Source organism: Nocardioides sp. (assembly GCF_035503875.1).
Taxonomy (GTDB): Bacteria; Actinomycetota; Actinomycetes; order Propionibacteriales; family Nocardioidaceae; genus Nocardioides.
Window position 1 is genome coordinate 15,295 of the sequence record NZ_DATJTA010000058.1, and the last position, 16,743, is coordinate 32,037.

Below are 16,743 nucleotides of genomic sequence, written 5' to 3' on the forward strand. Positions count from 1 at the left end.
AGCCTAGGCCGAGGCTAGGACTGCGCCGCGAGCGCCAGCGGCAGTACCTCGGCCGCGCCAGCCTGGCGCAGCGCGCGGGTGGCGACGGTGAGGGTCCAGCCGGTGACGACCAGGTCGTCGACGAGCAGGACCCGGGCGCCGGGCGGCAGGTCGGCGTGCAGGGAGTAGCGCCGGCCCACGGCGGCGACCCGCTGGGCGGAGTTGGCGGCGCCCTGTCCGGGCGCGACGTCGGGGTCGACGATCGCGAAGGTGCCGGCCACCGGGACCTTCAGGTAGCGAGCCAGCCCGGCCGCGAGGTCGGCGACCAGGGTGGGCCGGGTCGCCGACTCGACGTGCACGATCGCGTCGACCTGGGGCCGCCAGTCACCGAGCACCGCGACCACCGCCTGGACCAGCGGCACCGGCACCGGGCCGTCGACGACCTCGCCGGTCGAGCCCGTCGAGACCCGGAACAGCTCGCGCAGCGCCCCGCCGTACCCCAGGTCGGTCAGCCGGGCGACCACCCGACCCTCGCTCGCGGGCTCGGCGATCTTGCCCTTCCAGTCGATGCCGATGCTGGCCAGCGCGGTCGGCCACATCTTGCGCGGCTCGATCGGCACGCCGGGCCGCGACAGCCGGGCGTCGGCCTCCTCGACCGCGGCCGCCGAGACGTCCGTCGACAGCTGCAGGCCGCCGCAGTTGTCGCAGCGCCCGCAGTCGGCGGCGTCCGGGTCGTCGAGCTGGTCGCGGAGGTAGCGCATCCGGCAGCGGTCGGTGTCGAGGTAGTCGAGCATCGCCCGCTGCTCGCGCTCGCGGGCCTCGGTCACCCGCTGGTAGCGCTCGGCGTCGTACGACCACGGCTGCCCCGTCGACTCCCAGCCGCCCCGGACCCGCCGGACCGCGCCGTCGACGTCGAGGACCTTCAGCATCGTCTCGAGACGGGTGCGGTTGAGGTCGACGTGCGCCTCGAGTGCAGCCGTGCTGAGCGGTCGGCCCTCCGCGGCGAGCACGTCGAGCGTCTGGCGGACCAGCTCCTCGCGCGGGAAGGCGAGCGAGGCGAAGTACGCCCAGATGTCCCGGTCCTCCAGCGCGGGCAGGAGCACCACGACGGCCTCGTCGGTGCCGCGGCCGGCACGGCCGACCTGCTGGTAGTAGGCCACCGGCGACTGCGGCGCCCCCATGTTGACCACGAACCCCAACGTGGCGTCGAAGCCCATGCCCAGCGCCGACGTGGCGATCAGCGCCTTGACCCGGCCGGCCGCGAGGTCGGCCTCCAGCGCGAGCCGCTCGGTCTGCTCGGTCTGGCCGGAGTACGCCGCGACGTCGTGGCCGCGCGAGCGCAGGTAGTCGGCGATCTCCTGGGTGGCGGCCACGGTCAGGCAGTAGACGATGCCGGAGCCGGGCTGCTCGGCGAGGTGGTCGGCCAGCCAGGCCAGCCGCTGCTGCGCGGTCTTGAGGCGTACGACGCCGAGGCGCAGCGACTCGCGGTCGAGCGAGCCGCGCAGGACCAGCACGTCGCCCAGGGATCCGGAGCTGCCGAGCTGCTCGGCCACGTCGTGCGTCACCCGGCTGTTGGCGGTGGCGGTCGTCGCGAGCACCGGGATCCCGGCGGGCAGGTCGCCGAGCAGGGTGCGGATCCGGCGGTAGTCGGGGCGGAAGTCGTGGCCCCAGTCGGAGATGCAGTGCGCCTCGTCGACCACCAGCAGTCCACAGGTCGCGGCCAGCTTGGGCAGCACCTCGTCGCGGAACCCGGGGTTGTTGAGGCGCTCCGGGCTGACCAGCAGCACGTCGACCTCGCCCGCGTTGATGGCGTCGTGGATCGGCTGCCAGGACTCGATGTTGGTGGAGTTGATCGTCACCGCGCGGATGCCGGCCCGCTCGGCGGCGGCGATCTGGTTGCGCATCAGCGCGAGCAGCGGGGAGACGATGACGGTCGGTCCGGCCCCCTCGGCGCGCAGCAGCAGCGTGGCCACGAAGTAGACCGCGGACTTGCCCCAGCCGGTGCGCTGCACGACCAGCGCTCGGCGCCGGTCCACCGCCAGCGCCTCGATCGCCGACCACTGGTCCTCACGCAGGACCGCGTCGTCGCGGCCCACCAGGGCACGGAGGTGCGCCTCGGCCCGGGCGCGTACGTCGACGGCGGTGTCAGCGGGGGTGGTCATGCCGCCTGTCTACCAGCGGACGCCGACAACCCGTCGCTCAGGCTCGGCGGCCCTGGACGGCGTTCCACCCCAGGGTCACCACGAGCGCGCCGAGGAAGGAGCCGATGAGGCCGCTGGGCTGCAGCTCCAGCCCGTCGCCGGCGAGCAGGCTGACCGCGAGGCCGCCCACGAAGGAGCCGACGAGGCCCGCGACGATGGCCACCGACCAGTTCACGGAGTCCATCCTGCTGCCCAGCACGAGCTGCGCGAGGCCACCGACGAGGATGCCGAACACGATGATCCCAAGGATGAGCATGCGTCGACGGTAGGCCCTGAACGCGCGCGTGCCGATGGTCGGAAGCGGAAATCACCCGGTCCGGGTGAGGGTGAGCCCGCGACGCGTCGCGGGTACTCCCAGGCATGGACCACCCCGTACGCCGCTTCGTCGGGACCGTGCCCGGGCTGCTGGCCCTGGCGGTCTACCTGGTCCTCATCGCCGCACCGACGACGCCGGAGGTGACCACCGGCCGAGTCGACACGGGCCTGACGACCCACGAGGGCCGCTGAGCCGGATCAGTGCGCGCGGGCCTCGACGCCCAGCCGCTCGCAGGCCGCGTCGTACAGCGCGACGATCTCGCGGCGCACCTCCGCACGCTCGGTGATCGGCGCCGCGGGCCACGCCACCCGGACCTCCTCGGTGCCGTCGGCGGTCGTCGCCGACCAGACCCCGCCGTCCCCGTCGAAGCCGGTCATGGTCGCGTCGACGGCGTCGGGGAGAGCGAAGGCGCGGACGATCAGCAGGCTGTCGTGGGTGTGGTCGTCGTTCATGTGCGCGAGCACCGCGGCGACGACCGGCTCGGGGAAGGTCACCGGTCCAGCCTAGTGCGGCACCAGTCAGGCGGCCGGCCCCTTCGCCCGTACGCCGGCGACCCGGTCGGTCGCGTCGCGCAGGTCGGCCAGCCAGTCGCCCTCGTGCTGCCCGACCAGCCGCACGCACCAGGCCAGCGCCTCCGCGCGCGAGCGGGCCACGCCGGCGTCGACCAGCGTGTCGAGGACCTGCCGCTGGGGCTGGCGCAGGCGCGTCATGACCGGCGTCGACAGGTGGGTCCACAGCTCGGCGTACGCGTCCTCGCCCTCGCCGAGTCGCGCCCCCCAGGAGACCTTGCGCCCGTAGCGGTGCTCGGCCTCCCGGGCGATGGCCATCCGGGCCTCGCGGGTGTCCTCGCGGAACGCCTTCGCGCGGCCGGCCCGCGCCTCGGCCAGCTCCGCCGGTGAGGCGCCCTCGGCGACGGCGACGTCGGGGATGCTCAGCCGGACGGTGATCTCCTCGCGGTCGACGGCGATGTCGGCCGGACCGGCGCTCCAGGTCTCCGGGAGGCGGCCGGTGAACCAGCCCCGGATCATGTCGTGCGTCTCGTCCTGACTCATGATTACAGGATTACACGCTTACAAACGTGAGCCAAGGGGGGTCAGGCCGCGACGTACGACTCCCCGCGCAGGAGCGGTACGACGGCGCTCGCGTCGAGCTCCGCGGCGACCGCGACGTCCTCGGGGTAGCCGTTGCCGACCAGCTCGACCCCGCTCGCGCACTCATGCAGCGCGGTCCCGAGGTCCCCGGCGACCAGGCGGTACGCCGCCGCCGCGGCCCGCGCCTCCGCGCTCGGACGCCCGACGCCGTGCTCCTCGAGCGCCGCGAGCAAGGCACCCGCGCCCCACAGGTCCTCGATCGCCGGGCGCAGCGTGCCGTCGGGCCAGCGCTCGCCGGCCGCGACCACGCCGACGCTCGCGCCGGACCGGACCCGCTCGGCCAGGAGGGCGCCCGTGGCCGACGCGTTGCGCAGGCACCCGGCCACGACCTCGCCGCCCGCCTCGGCCAGCTCGAAGCTGATCGAGGACCCGTTGGGGCTCGGCAGCACCAGGCGCCGTACGTCGGTGGCCGCGCGCACCGTCGCCGGCGACAGGCTGATCTGTCCCGGACCCGCCTCCGAACGGCCGACGGCGAGGACGGCGTCCCGCGTCATCGCGTACGTCGTCGCCCGCACGTCGCGCCAGCGGAACGGGAACACCTCGATCCCGCGCTCCACCGCAACCGACACGGTGGTCGAGAACGACAGCACGTCGACCACCACGGTCACGTCGGCCGCCAGCGCGGCCGCGCCGCTCGGACCCCACTCGAAGCGGACGTCGGACGACGCCTGCTGCCAGGCGGGGTTCACCAGATGCGGACGCGGTCGTCCGGGTCGAGCCAGAGGCCGTCGCCGGGCTGCGTCCCGAAGACCTCGTGGAACTCGTCGAGGTTGCGGACGATGTTCGCGCGGAACTCCGGCGGGGAGTGCGGGTCGATGGTGAGGTACTGCTGCTCCTGCTCCTTGCGGCGCTTGGTCCGCCAGACGTAGGCCCAGTTGGAGAACAGCATCCGCCGCTCCTCGACCGGCGCCGTGCCGCCCTGGGAGATCAGGTAGGCGCGGTGCGCGATGGTCAGGCCGCCGAGGTCGCCGATGTTCTCTCCGACGGTCAGCGAGCCGTTGACCTTCTCCCCGGGCAGACTGCGCGGCTCGAAGCCGTCGTACTGCTCCACCAGCTTCTTGGTCTTCACCTCGAAGGCCGCCTTGTCGTCGGCGGTCCACCAGTCCTCGAGGTTGCCGTGCGGGTCGTACTGCGCGCCCTGGTCGTCGAAGCCGTGGCCGATCTCGTGGCCGATGACCGCGCCGATGCCGCCGTAGTTCTCGGCCGCGTGCGCGTCCGGGCTGAAGAACGGCTTCTGCAGGATGCCCGCCGGGAAGCAGATCTCGTTGGTGCCGGGGTTGTAGTAGGCGTTGACCGTCTGCGGGAGCATGAACCACTCGTCGCGGTCGACCGGGCTGCCGATCTTCGCGAGCTGGCGGTCGGTCTCGAAGCGGGAGGCCGCCGCCACGTTGCCGAGCAGGTCGTCCTTGCTGACCTGCAGGGCGGAGTAGTCGCGGAACTTCTCCGGGTAGCCGATCTTCGGCCGGAACGTCTCCAGCTTCTGGTACGCCCGCTGCTTGGTCTCCTCGGTCATCCAGTCGAGCTCCGCGATGGAGGCGCGGTACGCCGCGAGCAGGTTGGCGACCAGCTCGTCCATCAGCGCCTTGGAGGTCGGCGGGAAGTGGCGGGCGACGTACTCCTTTCCGACGGCCTCGCCGATCGCGCCCTCGACCAGCGCCACCCCGCGCTTCCAGCGGGCGCGCAGCTCCGGGGTGCCGTTGAGGGTGCGGCCGTAGAAGTCGAAGTTGGTCTCGACGAAGTCGTCGGTGAGGTACGGCGCGGACGAGCGCAGCACGTGGGTCAGCAGCCAGGCACGCCACTCCTCGATCGGGACCTCGTCGAGGACCGTCGAGAGGTGGCCGAAGTACGACGGCTGCCGCACGCACGACTCGGCGATCGTGAGCTCGTTGCCGCCGAGGTTGGTGACGTAGGCGTCCCAGTCGAAGCTCGGGCAGAGCTCCTTGAGGTCGGCCTCGGTGAGCAGGTTGTACGTCTTCTGGACGTCGCGGGTCTCCGCCCGCTCCCAGTGACCGGCGGCCAGCTTCGTGTCGATGGCCAGCACGGTCGCGGCGGCGCCGGCCGGGTCGGGGTGCTCGGCGAGCGTTAGCAGGCGGGTCAGGTACGCGACGTACTTGTCGCGGACCTCGGCGAACTTCTCGTCGCGGTAGTACGACTCGTCCGGCAGCCCCAGCCCGCCCTGGACCAGGTGGAACAGGTAGCGGTCGGAGTTGCGGTCGTCGCTGTCGATGTAGGACCCGAACAGCCCGTGCCCGCCGATCCGCTCGAACTCGCCGAGGAACGCCGCCAGGTCGCGGACGTCGCGCAGGCTGTCGACCGCGTCGATCAGCGGACGGACCGGGCGCAGGCCCTTCGCGTCGATCGCGTCGGTGTCCATGAAGGACGCGAACAGGTCGCCGATCTTGCGGGCGTCGTCCGTCATGCTCGCCGCGTCACCCGCGGCGAGGCTCTCGATGATCGCCTTGACGTCGCTCTCGGCCGCGTCCGCGAGCTGCACGAACGGCCCCCAGCTGGAGCGGTCGGAGGGGATCTCGGTCTCGTCGAGCCAGCGCCCGTTGACGTGGCCGAACAGGTCGTCCTGGGGACGGATGTCGAGGTTCATGCCCTCGCGGGCGTCATCGAGGATCGTCACGCGGTCGAGCGTAGGTCATGGGGGGCGGGGGGCTGCTGGTTCATCACGGTATGCAGACGAGCTCGCGCCTCCCACGGCGTACCCACCATGGGAGGTGCGGGTTGGTCTGCATCCCGTGATGAACCTGGGGCGACCGGATCGGCCGCTCGGGCTCAGCCGTCGATGCGGGTGCGGATCCGCGCGAGGACGTCCTCCCGGCTGCTGCCGTCGCGCTGGGCCAGCTCGTCGACGAGCTCGCTGACGACCAGCAGGACGCCGCTCATCAGGGGCGAGATGTCGAGCTCGAGCTCACCCTCCTCCTCGTCCATCAGCACCTCGATGGCGTCGATCTCGAGGAGCTTGCCGAAGGCGAGCTCCATCGCGTCGTCGTTCTCGACGTCGGACGCGGTCACGCCGTCGAGGATGATGTGGCCGGCCCGGCGGACCAGGTCCTCGTCCGGGCCGTCGTGGTCGTGCTCGTGGTCGTGGGTGCTCATGCGCCCATCCTGCCCGGTGGGCAAGGGGATGGCGTCGGCGGCCGGGCGCTCAACGGCCGCAATTGCGGCCGTAGGACGGTCCGGACCACCGCAGGCATGTCCAGCGGCTGCAATTGCGGCCGTAGAACAGCCCGGGCCGCCGCCCCGCTCAGCCCCGGACCCGCACCACCGACTTGCCGAGCGTGCGCCGCCCGTCCATGTCGACCAGGGCCTGCCCGAAGTCCTCCAGCGCGTACGTCGCCCCGATCGGCGGCTTCACGACCCCTGACTCCAGCATCGGCAGCAGCCGCGCCCACTGCTGCTGCATGTAGCCCGGCCGCGCCATCGCGTAGGCGCCCCAGCCGACGCCGCGGACGTCGACGTTGTTGAGCAGCAGCCGGTTGACCTTGACCTGCGGGATGCCGGTGCCCGCGGCGAAGCCGACCACCAGCAGCCGGCCCTGCGGGGCCAGGGCGCGCAGCGAGTCGGTGAAGGCGTCGCCACCGACCACGTCGACCACGACGTCGACGCCGGTCCCGCCGGTCAGCTCGAGGACGGCGTCCTTGAACCCGTCGAGCAGCACCACCTCGTCCGCTCCCGCGGAGCGCGCGACCTGGCCCTTCTCCTCGGTGCTGACCACCGCGATCACCCGGGCGCCCATGCCGCGCGCGACCTGGATCGACGCCGTGCCGACCCCGCCCGCGGCCCCGTGCACCAGCACGGTCTCCCCGGAGCGCAACCCGGCCCGCTCGGCGAGCGCGAAGTCGGCGGTCAGGTAGTTCATCGGCAGCGCCGCGCCCTCCTCGTACGACGTCGCGTCGGGCAGCGCGAAGGTGAAGTCGGCCGGGCTGGCGACCAGCTCGGCGGCACCGCCGTACCCGCCGACACCGCAGACGCGCTGGCCGGGCTCGAAGCCCGCGCCCGACACCACGACGCCCGCGAAGTCGACGCCGAGGGTGAACGGCGGCTCGGGCCGGAGCTGGTACTCGCCCTTGCTCAGCAGCAGGTCGGGGAAGGAGATCCCGACGCTGTGCACCTCGACGAGCACCTGCCCGTCGGCGGTCGTGGGCTCGGGGACGTCACGGACCTCGACGTCGCGGGGGCCGGTGGTGGTCAGGACCTGGACGGCTCGCATGGCGCGAGGCTAGCGCGCGACCGGCGGGGCCTACTGCGGCCGGACGAGCGCGTTCATCTCGAAGTGCATGGGGTCGGTGTAGCTCCAGTCGCCGCCCCACGCGAAGCCCCACTTCTTGAAGATCGCGACGACGTCGCGGTTCATGTCACCGGGGATGCCGCGGCCGTTGGTCGACGTGTTGAGGTCGAGCGCCAGGCCGAAGGCGTGGTTGGACAGCTTGGTCGACCCGGCGATGAAGCGCGGGTAGTAGCAGCCGGCGTACTCGTCGGGACGGATCGTGTCGGCCAGCCCGCGGTCGACGACCTCCTGCAGCGCCGCGCGCAGCTGCGGGAAGAGCAGCCGGTTGCAGGTCACCATGCCGAGGATCGGCACGGGCTCGGAGGAGATGTGGGTGCGCACCCACTCCGGGTCCGGAGCGACCTTCCCGCCCGCGAGCACCGTGTAGGTGTAGGTGCCGACCGCGTCGGCGGTGGCGCCGACGACCACGGCGACCAGCTGGGCGCCCGGCTCCAGGCCGTAGCGGGCGACGGCGTCGACGTAGCTGAGCGGCGCCTGGTCGCCGACCACCCTGGTCACCTGCTTGCCGACGTCCTGCGGGTCGAAGCCCGGGGCCGAGACCAGCAGCGCGTTGCCGACCGTCATCCCGAGCTCCTCGGCCCACTTCTCGTTGACGACGGCGTCGATGCCGCCCTCGACCTGCGGGGCGTAGGCGCCGACGTGGGCGAGCGGGGCGTCCTTGTCGCTGCCGAGCTTGAGGAAGCCGTCGTCGTCGACCGGCAGCCGCTTCTGCACGGCCGGGTCGACCGCGATCTCGCCGGCCGCGACCCGGTCCCAGACGACCTGCTGGTCGGCGCTGTCGGCGTCGGCGAAGTTGCGGTACGTCGCCGGATCGACCGCCGCGACGGTGAGCAGCTTGTTGTCGATGCTGACCTGGGCCAACGAGATCCGCTCGACGGACGCGACCCGGGGGACCGCGCGTACCTGCGCCAGCGTCTTGTCGCTGATCGGCTCCCGGCCGTTGACCAGGATGTCGGCGTACGTCAGCCGGCCCTCGCGGGGACCCGGTGCGTCCATGGCGTACGGCGCCAGCGGGTTGCCGGTCGACTCCGTGCGTGTCGAGGCCGAGGCGGAGGCGGACGCGCCGACGGTGCTCGGCGAGGCGTCCGGCTCGGAGCCGTTCTCGCCGTCACCGCCGCCACCGCAGGCGGCGACGAGCAGGAGCGCGCCGGTCGTCCCGGCGGCCCCGAGTGCCTGCCGCAGTCTCATCTGTCCCTCCCCGGCCGTCCAGGGTAGGTGGTGACGCCAGGGTGCCCGGACTTCTCGGGGAGAACCGGACGTTCTGGGGCGGAACTTCGGCCGAGAACGTCCAGGTTCCCCGGTTCACCGGTGAATCCGCGCCCCCGCCCCCTCCCGGATCGCCACCCACGACACCAGCCCCCCGACGGCCAGCAGCCCCGCACAGATGACCATGGCGGAGTGGTACGCCGCGTCGAAGGCGACGGGGTCGGCGTACTCCTCGCCGCCGAGGCCGACCACGACGGGGAGGGCGGCGACGGCGAGCAGCGAGCCGGCGCGGGCGACGGCGTTGTTGACGCCGCTGGCGATGCCGGCGTGCTCGTCGGGGGCGGCCGCGAGGACCGTGGCGGTGAGCGGCGCGACCATCAGCGCCAGGCCCAGGCCGAAGATCGTGATGCCGGGCAGGACGTCGCGCCAGTACGTGACGTCCTCGCCGACGGACAGCATCAGCAGGGTGCCGACCGCCATCAGCAGCGGTCCGAAGGTCATCGGCACCCGCGGTCCGATCCGGGTCGCCAGTCGTCCTCCTCGGGCCGCGAGCAGCAGCATGCAGATCGTCACCGGCAGGCTGGCCAGCCCGGCCTCGAGGGCGTCGTACCCGCTCACGGTCTGCAGCTGCAGGGTGAGGAAGAACAGCACCGCGCCGAGGGCGCCGTACACCAGGAAGGTCATGGCGTTCGAGGCGCTGAAGATCCGGTTCCGGAAGATGTCCAGGCGCAGCATCGGCTCGCGCACGCGCCGCTCGACGACCACGAAGAGCACCGCGGCCAGCACGGCGAGCACGCCGGCCCAGGGCGCGACGGGACCGCCCCACTGGATCAGGGCGTACGACGTCCCGCCGAGCGCCGCCGCGGCCAGGACCGCGCCGCCGAGGTCCAGGTGCTGCGCGGCGTTCGGGTCGCGCGTCTCCGGGACCGCGCGCTGGGCGATCACGACGGTGACGACGGCGAGCGGCAGGTTGATCCAGAAGATCCACCGCCAGCTCGCATGGTCGACCAGCGCGCCGCCGAGGAAGGGGCCGAGCGCTGCGGCAATGCTCCCCAGCCCGGACCAGGCGCCGATGGCCGGCGCTCGGTCGTCCTTCACGAACGCACCCTGGATCATCGCCAGGCTTCCGGGAGTGAGCAGCGCGCCGCCGACGCCCTGCAGCAGGCGCGCGACGATCAGCACCTCCGGGGTGGGCGCCAGCCCGCACAGGACCGAGGCCCCGGCGAAGCCGACCGTCCCCCACACGAACACCCTCCGGCGCCCGAAGCGGTCCCCCAGCGACCCGCCCAGCAGGATCAGGCTGGCCAGCGTGAGCAGGTAGCCGTTGGCGATCCACTGCAGCTCGGCGAGGCTCGCGTCGAGGTCCTCGCCGATGGTCTTGAGGGCGACGTTGACGACGGTGCCGTCGAGCAGCGCCATTCCCGACCCGAGGGTCGCGGCCGCGATCACCGCCCGACCCGCGGGAGTCCCCATCCGGACCGCCTCGGCCGCTGCACGCTCGCCCATCAGCGAACGGTAGCCTTCGGCCATGGCTGAGGGGACCAGGACCGCGCTGCGGCTGGCTCAGCACGTCGACCGGCTCGAGGCCGAGCACCCGCCGATCGACCTCGCGAGCGTGGACTGGACGGTACGCCGCCCCGTCGAGTTCGAGGAGCGGTTCGGCCACGTCCTCGACTACATGGCGCGGGTCGAGCTCGAGGTCGACCGCAACGTGCTCGAGCTGATGACGATGCTGCCCGACCCGCCCGAGATCGACCGGCGCTTCTACGCCGACGTCTGGCAGCCGCAGGAGACCCGGCACGGCCTGATCCTGGACCGCCTGCAGGTCGAGCTCGGCCGCCCGAACGCCGAGGCCGACCTGACCTCGATCGGCTCGAAGCTCAAGGTGCTCGGGGCGCTCGGCCGCTGGCCCGCGTTCCAGGACGTCAGCCGGATGATCTACTACCTCACCGGCATGGCGACCGAACGCTCCGCCGTCCTCGCCTACAACCTGCTCCACGACGGGGTCGTCGAGATGCGCGAGTCCGCGATCGCCGAGACCGTCATCGCGCCGATCAAGCGCCAGGAGCCCGGCCACTACGCCTTCTACCAGCTCTCCGCCCGCGGACTGTGGGCAGAGCTGGCCGGCTGGCAGAAGTGGCTGGTCCGCAAGCTGCGCACCCTGTCGTTCGCCCCCGTCGGGGCCAACAACGACCGGCAGAAGGCCGACTTCGGCGACCTGATGTCCACGCTCGGCATCACCGAGCAGGTCGACGACTTCGCCGCCCAGATCTCCCGCGTCGAGACCGAGCTGCTGTGGGCACGTCGGCGCGGCCTCAAGGTCCCGGCGTACGTCGTCACCGCGTTCCGCGAGGCGGTCGAGAAGGCGGAGGCCCGCCGCTCACTCGGCGCGTAGCACCCGCGCGGCGATCCAGGCCAGGTCGTCGGCCGTCTCGGCCGGCGTGCCCGAGGGCTGCATGACGTGGCTCAGCACCACCCGCACGACCATGTCGATGGCGGCCTCGAGGTGCGCGGCGTCCAGGCCCACGTCGTACGGCGCCAGGCGCTGCGCCACGACGGCCTTCGCGGTGGTCAGGAGCGACTCGGCGTGCGTGGTCAGCAGCGGCAGCAGCTCGGTGTCGGCGCCGTGCGTGGCGGACACGACGGCGTGCAGGAGCAGGTTGTCGTGCGCGTGCTCGAGGACCCCGCGCGCGCTGGCCCGGATCGCCGCCACCAGGTCCTCGGGGTGCTCGTCGAACGCCACCGACACGACCCCGAGGAAGCGCTCGAGCTCCCGCAGGATCATCGCCTCGGCCAGCCCCGGCTTGGCGCCGATCTCGTTGTAGACCGTCTGCCGGCTGACCCCGACCCGGTCGGCGAGCTTGGCCATGGTGACCTGCGACCAGCCGATCTCCACCGTCAGGCCCACGGCCGCGTCGACCACTCGGTCGCGGGTGCTGGAGGCCATGCGCGCCAGTCTAGGAAGCGGCGGCCCCGCTGCCCGCCAGCGGGACGAAGTCCACCTTCTCCCGCACCCCGCAGTCGGGACAGCACCAGTCGGCCGGGATGTCGGCCCACGCCGTACCGGCGGCGAAGCCCTCGTGCTCGTCGCCCGCGGCCACGTCGTACACGTAGTCGCAGCCGGGGCAACGGGCCGCGAGGACCTCCTCGACGGTGCCGGCCACCGCGTCGTGTCGGGGGTCGGACACCGGCGCGGCCGGCGGCGGGTACGCCGCGAGCAGGCGCTCGCGCTTCGCCGGCTGCAGGTTGGCCCGCGACAGGTCGCCGCCGAAGTGGGCGAGCACCCGGGGGTCCATCACCCGGCGCCACACCGGCGGGACCAGGGCGAGCACGATCATGCCGGCGTACCCGGTCGGGAGCACCGGGCTCTCCTCGAAGTCGCGCAGAGTCTGGTAGCGGCGGGTGGGGTTGGCGTGGTGGTCGCTGTGCCGCTGCAGGTGGTAGAGCAGGACGTTCGTGGCGATGTTGTTGGAGTTCCACGAGTGGGACGGGTCGACGCGCTCGTAGCGCTGCCGCTCCCCGACGCCGACCTTCTGCCGGAGCATGCCGTAGTGCTCCATGTAGTTGACGATCTCCAGCAGGGAGAAGCCGACGACCGCCTGGACGAGGAGGTACGGCGCGATGCCGACGCCGAGCCAGGCGACCAGGACCCCCCAGAGGACCGCCGACATCAGCCAGGCGTTGAGCACGTCGTTGCCGAGCCGGAACGGGTGTCTCTTCTTCCGCGCGTAGCGCCGCTTCTCGATCCGCCAGGCGCTCCTCAACGAGCCGAGGACGGTGCGCGGCCAGAACGCGTAGAAGCTCTCGCCCACGCGTGAGGACGCCGGGTCCTCCGGGGTGGCGACCCGGACGTGGTGGCCGCGGTTGTGCTCGATGTAGAAGTGGCCGTAGAAGCTCTGGGCCAGCGCGATCTTCGACAGCCAGCGCTCGTTGGCCTCCTTCTTGTGGCCGAGCTCGTGGGCGGTGTTGATGCCGATGCCACCGATGCAGCCGATCGAGATCGCCAGCCCGACCTTGTCGAGCGTCGTCAGCTCGCCCTGGAACCCGAGCGGGTCGCCGTGCGCGATCAGGTACATCGCACCGACGAATCCGGCGTACTGCACGGGGAGGAAGAGGTAGGTGATCCAGCGGTAGTAGCGGTCGTTCTCCAGCCGCTCGATGACGTCGTCGGGCGGGTTGGAGCGGTCGAGTCCGGCGACCAGGTCGATCGCCGGGACGATCACCAGGATCACCGCCGGTCCGATCCAGAAGAAGGCACCGATCCCGGTGGCGGCCCAGGCGCCGTACGCGATGAAGGCCAGGGACGGGACGACGAGCCCGATGAGCCAGAGATGGCGCTTGGGGTCGCGCCAGGTGTCGGTCGAGCCCGCCGGGACCGTGCTGTTCGCGATCGCCTCCATGGCTGACGCCTCCTCGCTGGGTTGACAGAACCGTACGAGTTGTCAATCTGATTGACAAGAGATGACCAGATGTAAAGTCGGTGCCGCGGTTTACGGTTCGTGATGAACCCCGGCCTTCATAAGGAACCGTGTGAACCCGACAGCGATCCCCAGCCCCTACACCCCCGGCGAGGCGCCGTCCGTGCTCGTCGGACGCGGCGCGCAGCTGGCCGACGCCCAGGCCGACCTCGCCCTGCTCGCGACGTACGCCCGGTTCCTCGGCCGGGTGCGGGTCCACGTCGGGTCACGCGGCGTCGGCAAGACCTCGTTGCTGAAGGCGGTGCGCGACGAGGCAACCGGCGCCGGCGCCGTCGTCGCCTGGGTCACCGCCCGCGGCGACGAGAGCCTGGTGGCCGCGCTGGTGGCCGCGACGGCCCGGGCACTCGACGACATCGGAGTCGACATCTCCCGCCGTACGCCGCTGCGCGACCGGCTGCAGTCGCTGACCCTGGAGCTCGGCGCGGGACCGGCGAGCGCCGGGGTCGAGCTCGACGTACGCCCCGCGGGAGCACCCGACAGCGGGGCCTCCTCGGCGGCGTTCGGTGCCTTCGTCACCGCGGCCGCGACCGCCGCCCGGGAGCGTGGATCGGCCGGGTTGTGCCTGCTGATCGACGAGATCCAGGCCGCTCCGCGCGAGGACCTGCGCACCCTCGCCTACGCCTGGCAGGAGCTGCAACAGGCCAGCCCCGAGCCGGCGGCGGTCGTGATCGCGGCCGGCCTGCCGAACACCCCCGACGTGCTCACGGCGGCGGTCACCTTCAGCGAGCGGTTCGCCTTCCGGACCCTGGAACGGCTGTCGCGGGCCGACGCCGCCGAGGTGCTCGAGGCCCCCGCCCGCGAGCACGGCGTGGCGTGGCGCCCCGACCTGCTCGCCGAGGTCGTCGACCTCGCCCAGGGATACCCCTACTTCCTCCAGCTGTACGGCGACGCGGTCTGGCGCGAGGCCGGTCCGGCCGAGGGCGACGAGCTCGGCCCGGACCTCCTGCCCCGCACCCGCGCGCGCGTCGACGACGAGCTCGCGACGATGTTCCGTGCCCGGTGGGTCAAGGCCACGCCGGGCGAGCAGCGCGTCCTGGGCGGCATGGCCGAGCTGACCGGCGCGGCCGAGGACGACGTACGCCGGGGCGCGCTGGCCGACCACCTGTCACTGACCAGCAACGACCTGAGCGTCCCGCGGCGCGGTCTGCTCGACAAAGGGCTCATCGAGGTCGCCGGGCGCGGCGCGCTCCGGTTCACCGTGCCCGGGTTCGCGGCCTGGATCCGCCAGGAGACCGGGGGCTGAGGCTCGTCGTGGGGTCGGCTGCTGCTGATTCATCACGGTATGCAGGCGAGTCGTCGCTCCCCACGGCGTACCCACCATGGGAAGTGCGAACTGGTCGACATCCCATGATGAACCTGAGGCCGGCCTGACGTCCGAAGCTGCCGGTCTCAGCCGGCGGTCGCGCTCCAGCGGCCGCGGTGGCGGCGTACCTCGATGGGGTGGGCGAAGCACTCCGTGACCAGCTCGGTGGTCAGCACCTCGTCGACCGGGCCGGCGGCCAGCAGTCGCCCGCCGCGCAGCAGCGCGGCGTGGGTGGTCGCGGTCGGCAGCTCCTCGAAGTGGTGGGTGACCATGACCGTGGTCAGCCCCGGAATGGCCTCGGGCAGGTGGTCGAGGGTCTGGATCATCTGCTCGCGCGCCGCGACGTCGAGGCCCGTGCTGGGTTCGTCGAGGAGCAGCAGCGGCGGGTCGGTCATCAGCGCGCGGGCGATGAGGGTCCGCCCGCGCTCGCCCTGCGACATGGTGTGCCAGTGCAGCGGCCCGTCGGCCGGTACGCCGAGGGTCTTCATCAGCAGCCGCGCGCGGTCGCGCTGGTCCTCGGTCGGCTGCCAGCGGAGCTGGGTCTCGATGGTGCCCGTGGCACCGGTGAGGACGACCTCCTCCGCCGGCAGGTCGGAGCGCAGCGGGTGCCGCGGGTTGACGAAGCCGATCGAGCGTCGCAGCTCGCGCAGGTCGATCTCGCCGAGCCGGTGGCCGAGCACGCGCACGCTCCCGCGGCTCGGGAACGTCACCGCTCCGCACAGGTTGAGCAGCGTGCTCTTGCCGGCGCCGTTGGGACCGATCAGCGCCCACCGCTCACCCCGTCGTACGACGAGGTCGACGTCGGCGAGCAGCTCGCGGGCGTCGCGCACGAAGGTCACGCCGGTCAGCTCCAAGGCGTTCTCGCTCACCTCGCGATGGTAGGGAACGCCGGGGGTGCCGGTGTCCTAAGGTCGGCGGATGACGAGCAACCGCGACGTCCCCTTCGGCATCGACTTCGGCGGCACGGGCATCAAGGGCGCCCCAGTCGACCTCGCCTCCGGCGACTTCGCCGCCGAGCGGGTCCGGTTCAAGACGCCCTCGCCATCGACGCCGGAGCGGGTCGCCGAGGTCTTCGTCGAGCTGCTCGCCGCGTTCCCCGACTCCGCCGGCCCGGTCGGTGTCACCGTCCCCGGCGTGGTCCGCCACGGCGTGGTCCACTCGGCGGCCAACATCGACAAGTCCTGGATCGGCACCGACGCGGACGCCCTGTTCACCGAGGCGACCGGCCGCGACGTGCACGTCGTCAACGACGCGGACGCCGCCGGCCTCGCCGAGGTGCGGTACGGCGCCGCCGCGGGCCGGGGCGGCCTGGTCATCGTGACCACCCTCGGCACCGGCATCGGCTCGGCGCTGGTGCACGAGGGGGTGCTGGTCCCCAACGCCGAGCTCGGCCATCTCGAGATCGACGGGTACGACGCGGAATCGCGCGCCGCCAACAGCGCCCGCGAGGCCGAGGACCTGAGCATGGCCGAGTGGGCGCAGCGCCTGACCCGCTACTACCGGACGCTGGAGCGGTTGTTCTCCCCCGACCTGATCGTGGTCGGGGGAGGCATCAGCAAGCGCGCCGACGAGTTCCTGCCGCTGCTCGACCTCGACACCGAGATCGTGCCCGCGACGCTGCGCAACAAGGCCGGAGTCGTCGGCGCCGCGCTCTACGCGGCCGACGACCGCGGATAGTCCCTGACGTTCCGCACCGCTGGCTGGTGGCGGATTCAGCTGGTCGAAGCAACACCGACTGATGGAGGTGTTGTGGTGCCGAGGAAGCGTGTGCCGGACGTGGTCCGGTCGAGGTTCTTCGATCTGGTGTGTGCG

17 protein-coding genes are annotated in these 16,743 nt (G+C 72.4%); 4 read left to right on the top strand and 13 right to left on the bottom strand.

Features of this window, described 5'->3' with window-relative positions; translation table 11 throughout:
* Positions 1-14: 14 nt before the first annotated feature.
* Together VMF51_RS14145 and VMF51_RS14150 are read right to left on the bottom strand one after the other, a co-directional pair.
* Positions 15-2,141: a RecQ family ATP-dependent DNA helicase gene (locus tag VMF51_RS14145; RefSeq protein WP_325475084.1), complete on the bottom strand. Its 2,127-nt coding sequence runs from the start codon at positions 2,139-2,141 to the stop codon at positions 15-17.
* Between the two features lie 37 nt (positions 2,142-2,178).
* Complete coding sequence (locus VMF51_RS14150) at positions 2,179-2,436, bottom strand: GlsB/YeaQ/YmgE family stress response membrane protein (RefSeq protein WP_325475085.1); 258 nt, start codon at positions 2,434-2,436, stop codon at positions 2,179-2,181.
* 104 nt (positions 2,437-2,540) lie between these two features.
* On the opposite strand from VMF51_RS14150, the gene VMF51_RS14155 reads away from it, so the two are divergent.
* Positions 2,541-2,687 carry a hypothetical protein gene (locus tag VMF51_RS14155; RefSeq protein ID WP_325475086.1) on the top strand — a complete coding sequence of 49 codons (147 nt, stop codon included), beginning with the start codon at positions 2,541-2,543 and terminating at the stop codon, positions 2,685-2,687.
* A gap of 6 nt (positions 2,688-2,693) precedes the next feature.
* Here VMF51_RS14155 and VMF51_RS14160 read toward each other — a convergent pair whose 3' ends face one another.
* The 8 genes from VMF51_RS14160 to VMF51_RS14195 form a co-directional block, all read right to left on the bottom strand.
* Positions 2,694-2,990 (bottom strand): DUF2470 domain-containing protein, encoded by a 297-nt coding sequence (locus VMF51_RS14160; protein WP_325475087.1) that lies wholly within the window; start codon positions 2,988-2,990, stop codon positions 2,694-2,696.
* Between the two features lie 24 nt (positions 2,991-3,014).
* Positions 3,015-3,548 carry a hypothetical protein gene (locus tag VMF51_RS14165; protein ID WP_325475088.1) on the bottom strand — a complete coding sequence of 178 codons (534 nt, stop codon included), beginning with the start codon at positions 3,546-3,548 and terminating at the stop codon, positions 3,015-3,017.
* Between the two features lie 41 nt (positions 3,549-3,589).
* Positions 3,590-4,336 carry a 2-phosphosulfolactate phosphatase gene (locus tag VMF51_RS14170; RefSeq protein ID WP_325475089.1) on the bottom strand — a complete coding sequence of 249 codons (747 nt, stop codon included), beginning with the start codon at positions 4,334-4,336 and terminating at the stop codon, positions 3,590-3,592.
* Positions 4,333-6,276, bottom strand: coding sequence for a M13 family metallopeptidase (locus VMF51_RS14175; RefSeq protein WP_325475090.1), 1,944 nt, complete (start codon positions 6,274-6,276; stop codon positions 4,333-4,335). Before VMF51_RS14175 ends, VMF51_RS14170 begins: the two co-directional genes overlap by 4 nt.
* Before the next feature lie 152 nt (positions 6,277-6,428).
* Positions 6,429-6,752, bottom strand: a complete 324-nt coding sequence (locus VMF51_RS14180) for a hypothetical protein (protein WP_325475091.1) — start codon at positions 6,750-6,752, stop codon at positions 6,429-6,431.
* Between the two features lie 148 nt (positions 6,753-6,900).
* A complete protein-coding gene (locus VMF51_RS14185) occupies positions 6,901-7,866 on the bottom strand; it encodes an NADPH:quinone oxidoreductase family protein (RefSeq protein ID WP_325475092.1) in 966 nt (321 codons plus the stop codon).
* Between the two features lie 30 nt (positions 7,867-7,896).
* Positions 7,897-9,132 carry a M15 family metallopeptidase gene (locus VMF51_RS14190; protein WP_325475093.1) on the bottom strand — a complete coding sequence of 412 codons (1,236 nt, stop codon included), beginning with the start codon at positions 9,130-9,132 and terminating at the stop codon, positions 7,897-7,899.
* A 114-nt stretch (positions 9,133-9,246) separates the two neighbouring features.
* The gene (locus VMF51_RS14195) at positions 9,247-10,656 is read right to left on the bottom strand and encodes an MFS transporter (RefSeq protein ID WP_325475094.1); all 1,410 of its coding nucleotides are present in this window, start codon (positions 10,654-10,656) and stop codon (positions 9,247-9,249) included.
* Between the two features lie 22 nt (positions 10,657-10,678).
* Here VMF51_RS14195 and VMF51_RS14200 point away from each other — a divergent pair, with 22 nt between their 5' ends.
* Positions 10,679-11,545, top strand: a complete 867-nt coding sequence (locus VMF51_RS14200) for a GTP-binding protein LepA (RefSeq protein WP_325475095.1) — start codon at positions 10,679-10,681, stop codon at positions 11,543-11,545.
* On the opposite strand, the gene VMF51_RS14205 is transcribed toward VMF51_RS14200, so the two are convergent.
* Together VMF51_RS14205 and VMF51_RS14210 are read right to left on the bottom strand one after the other, a co-directional pair.
* Entirely contained in the window at positions 11,531-12,097 is a 567-nt protein-coding gene (locus tag VMF51_RS14205) for a TetR/AcrR family transcriptional regulator (protein ID WP_325475096.1), read from the bottom strand. The genes VMF51_RS14200 and VMF51_RS14205 overlap by 15 nt on opposite strands.
* A 10-nt stretch (positions 12,098-12,107) precedes the next feature.
* Positions 12,108-13,550: a fatty acid desaturase gene (locus VMF51_RS14210; protein WP_325475097.1), complete on the bottom strand. Its 1,443-nt coding sequence runs from the start codon at positions 13,548-13,550 to the stop codon at positions 12,108-12,110.
* Positions 13,551-13,680: 130 nt separating this feature from the next.
* Here VMF51_RS14210 and VMF51_RS14215 point away from each other — a divergent pair, with 130 nt between their 5' ends.
* Positions 13,681-14,871 (top strand): ATP-binding protein, encoded by a 1,191-nt coding sequence (locus VMF51_RS14215; protein ID WP_325475098.1) that lies wholly within the window; start codon positions 13,681-13,683, stop codon positions 14,869-14,871.
* 146 nt (positions 14,872-15,017) lie between these two features.
* Here the strand turns inward: VMF51_RS14215 and VMF51_RS14220 are convergent, their stop codons facing one another.
* A complete protein-coding gene (locus tag VMF51_RS14220) occupies positions 15,018-15,800 on the bottom strand; it encodes an ABC transporter ATP-binding protein (protein ID WP_325475099.1) in 783 nt (260 codons plus the stop codon).
* A gap of 49 nt (positions 15,801-15,849) precedes the next feature.
* Between VMF51_RS14220 and ppgK the strand changes: the two genes are divergently transcribed.
* Complete coding sequence (gene ppgK / locus VMF51_RS14225; RefSeq protein WP_325475100.1) at positions 15,850-16,608, top strand: polyphosphate--glucose phosphotransferase; 759 nt, start codon at positions 15,850-15,852, stop codon at positions 16,606-16,608.
* Positions 16,609-16,743: the final 135 nt, after the last annotated feature.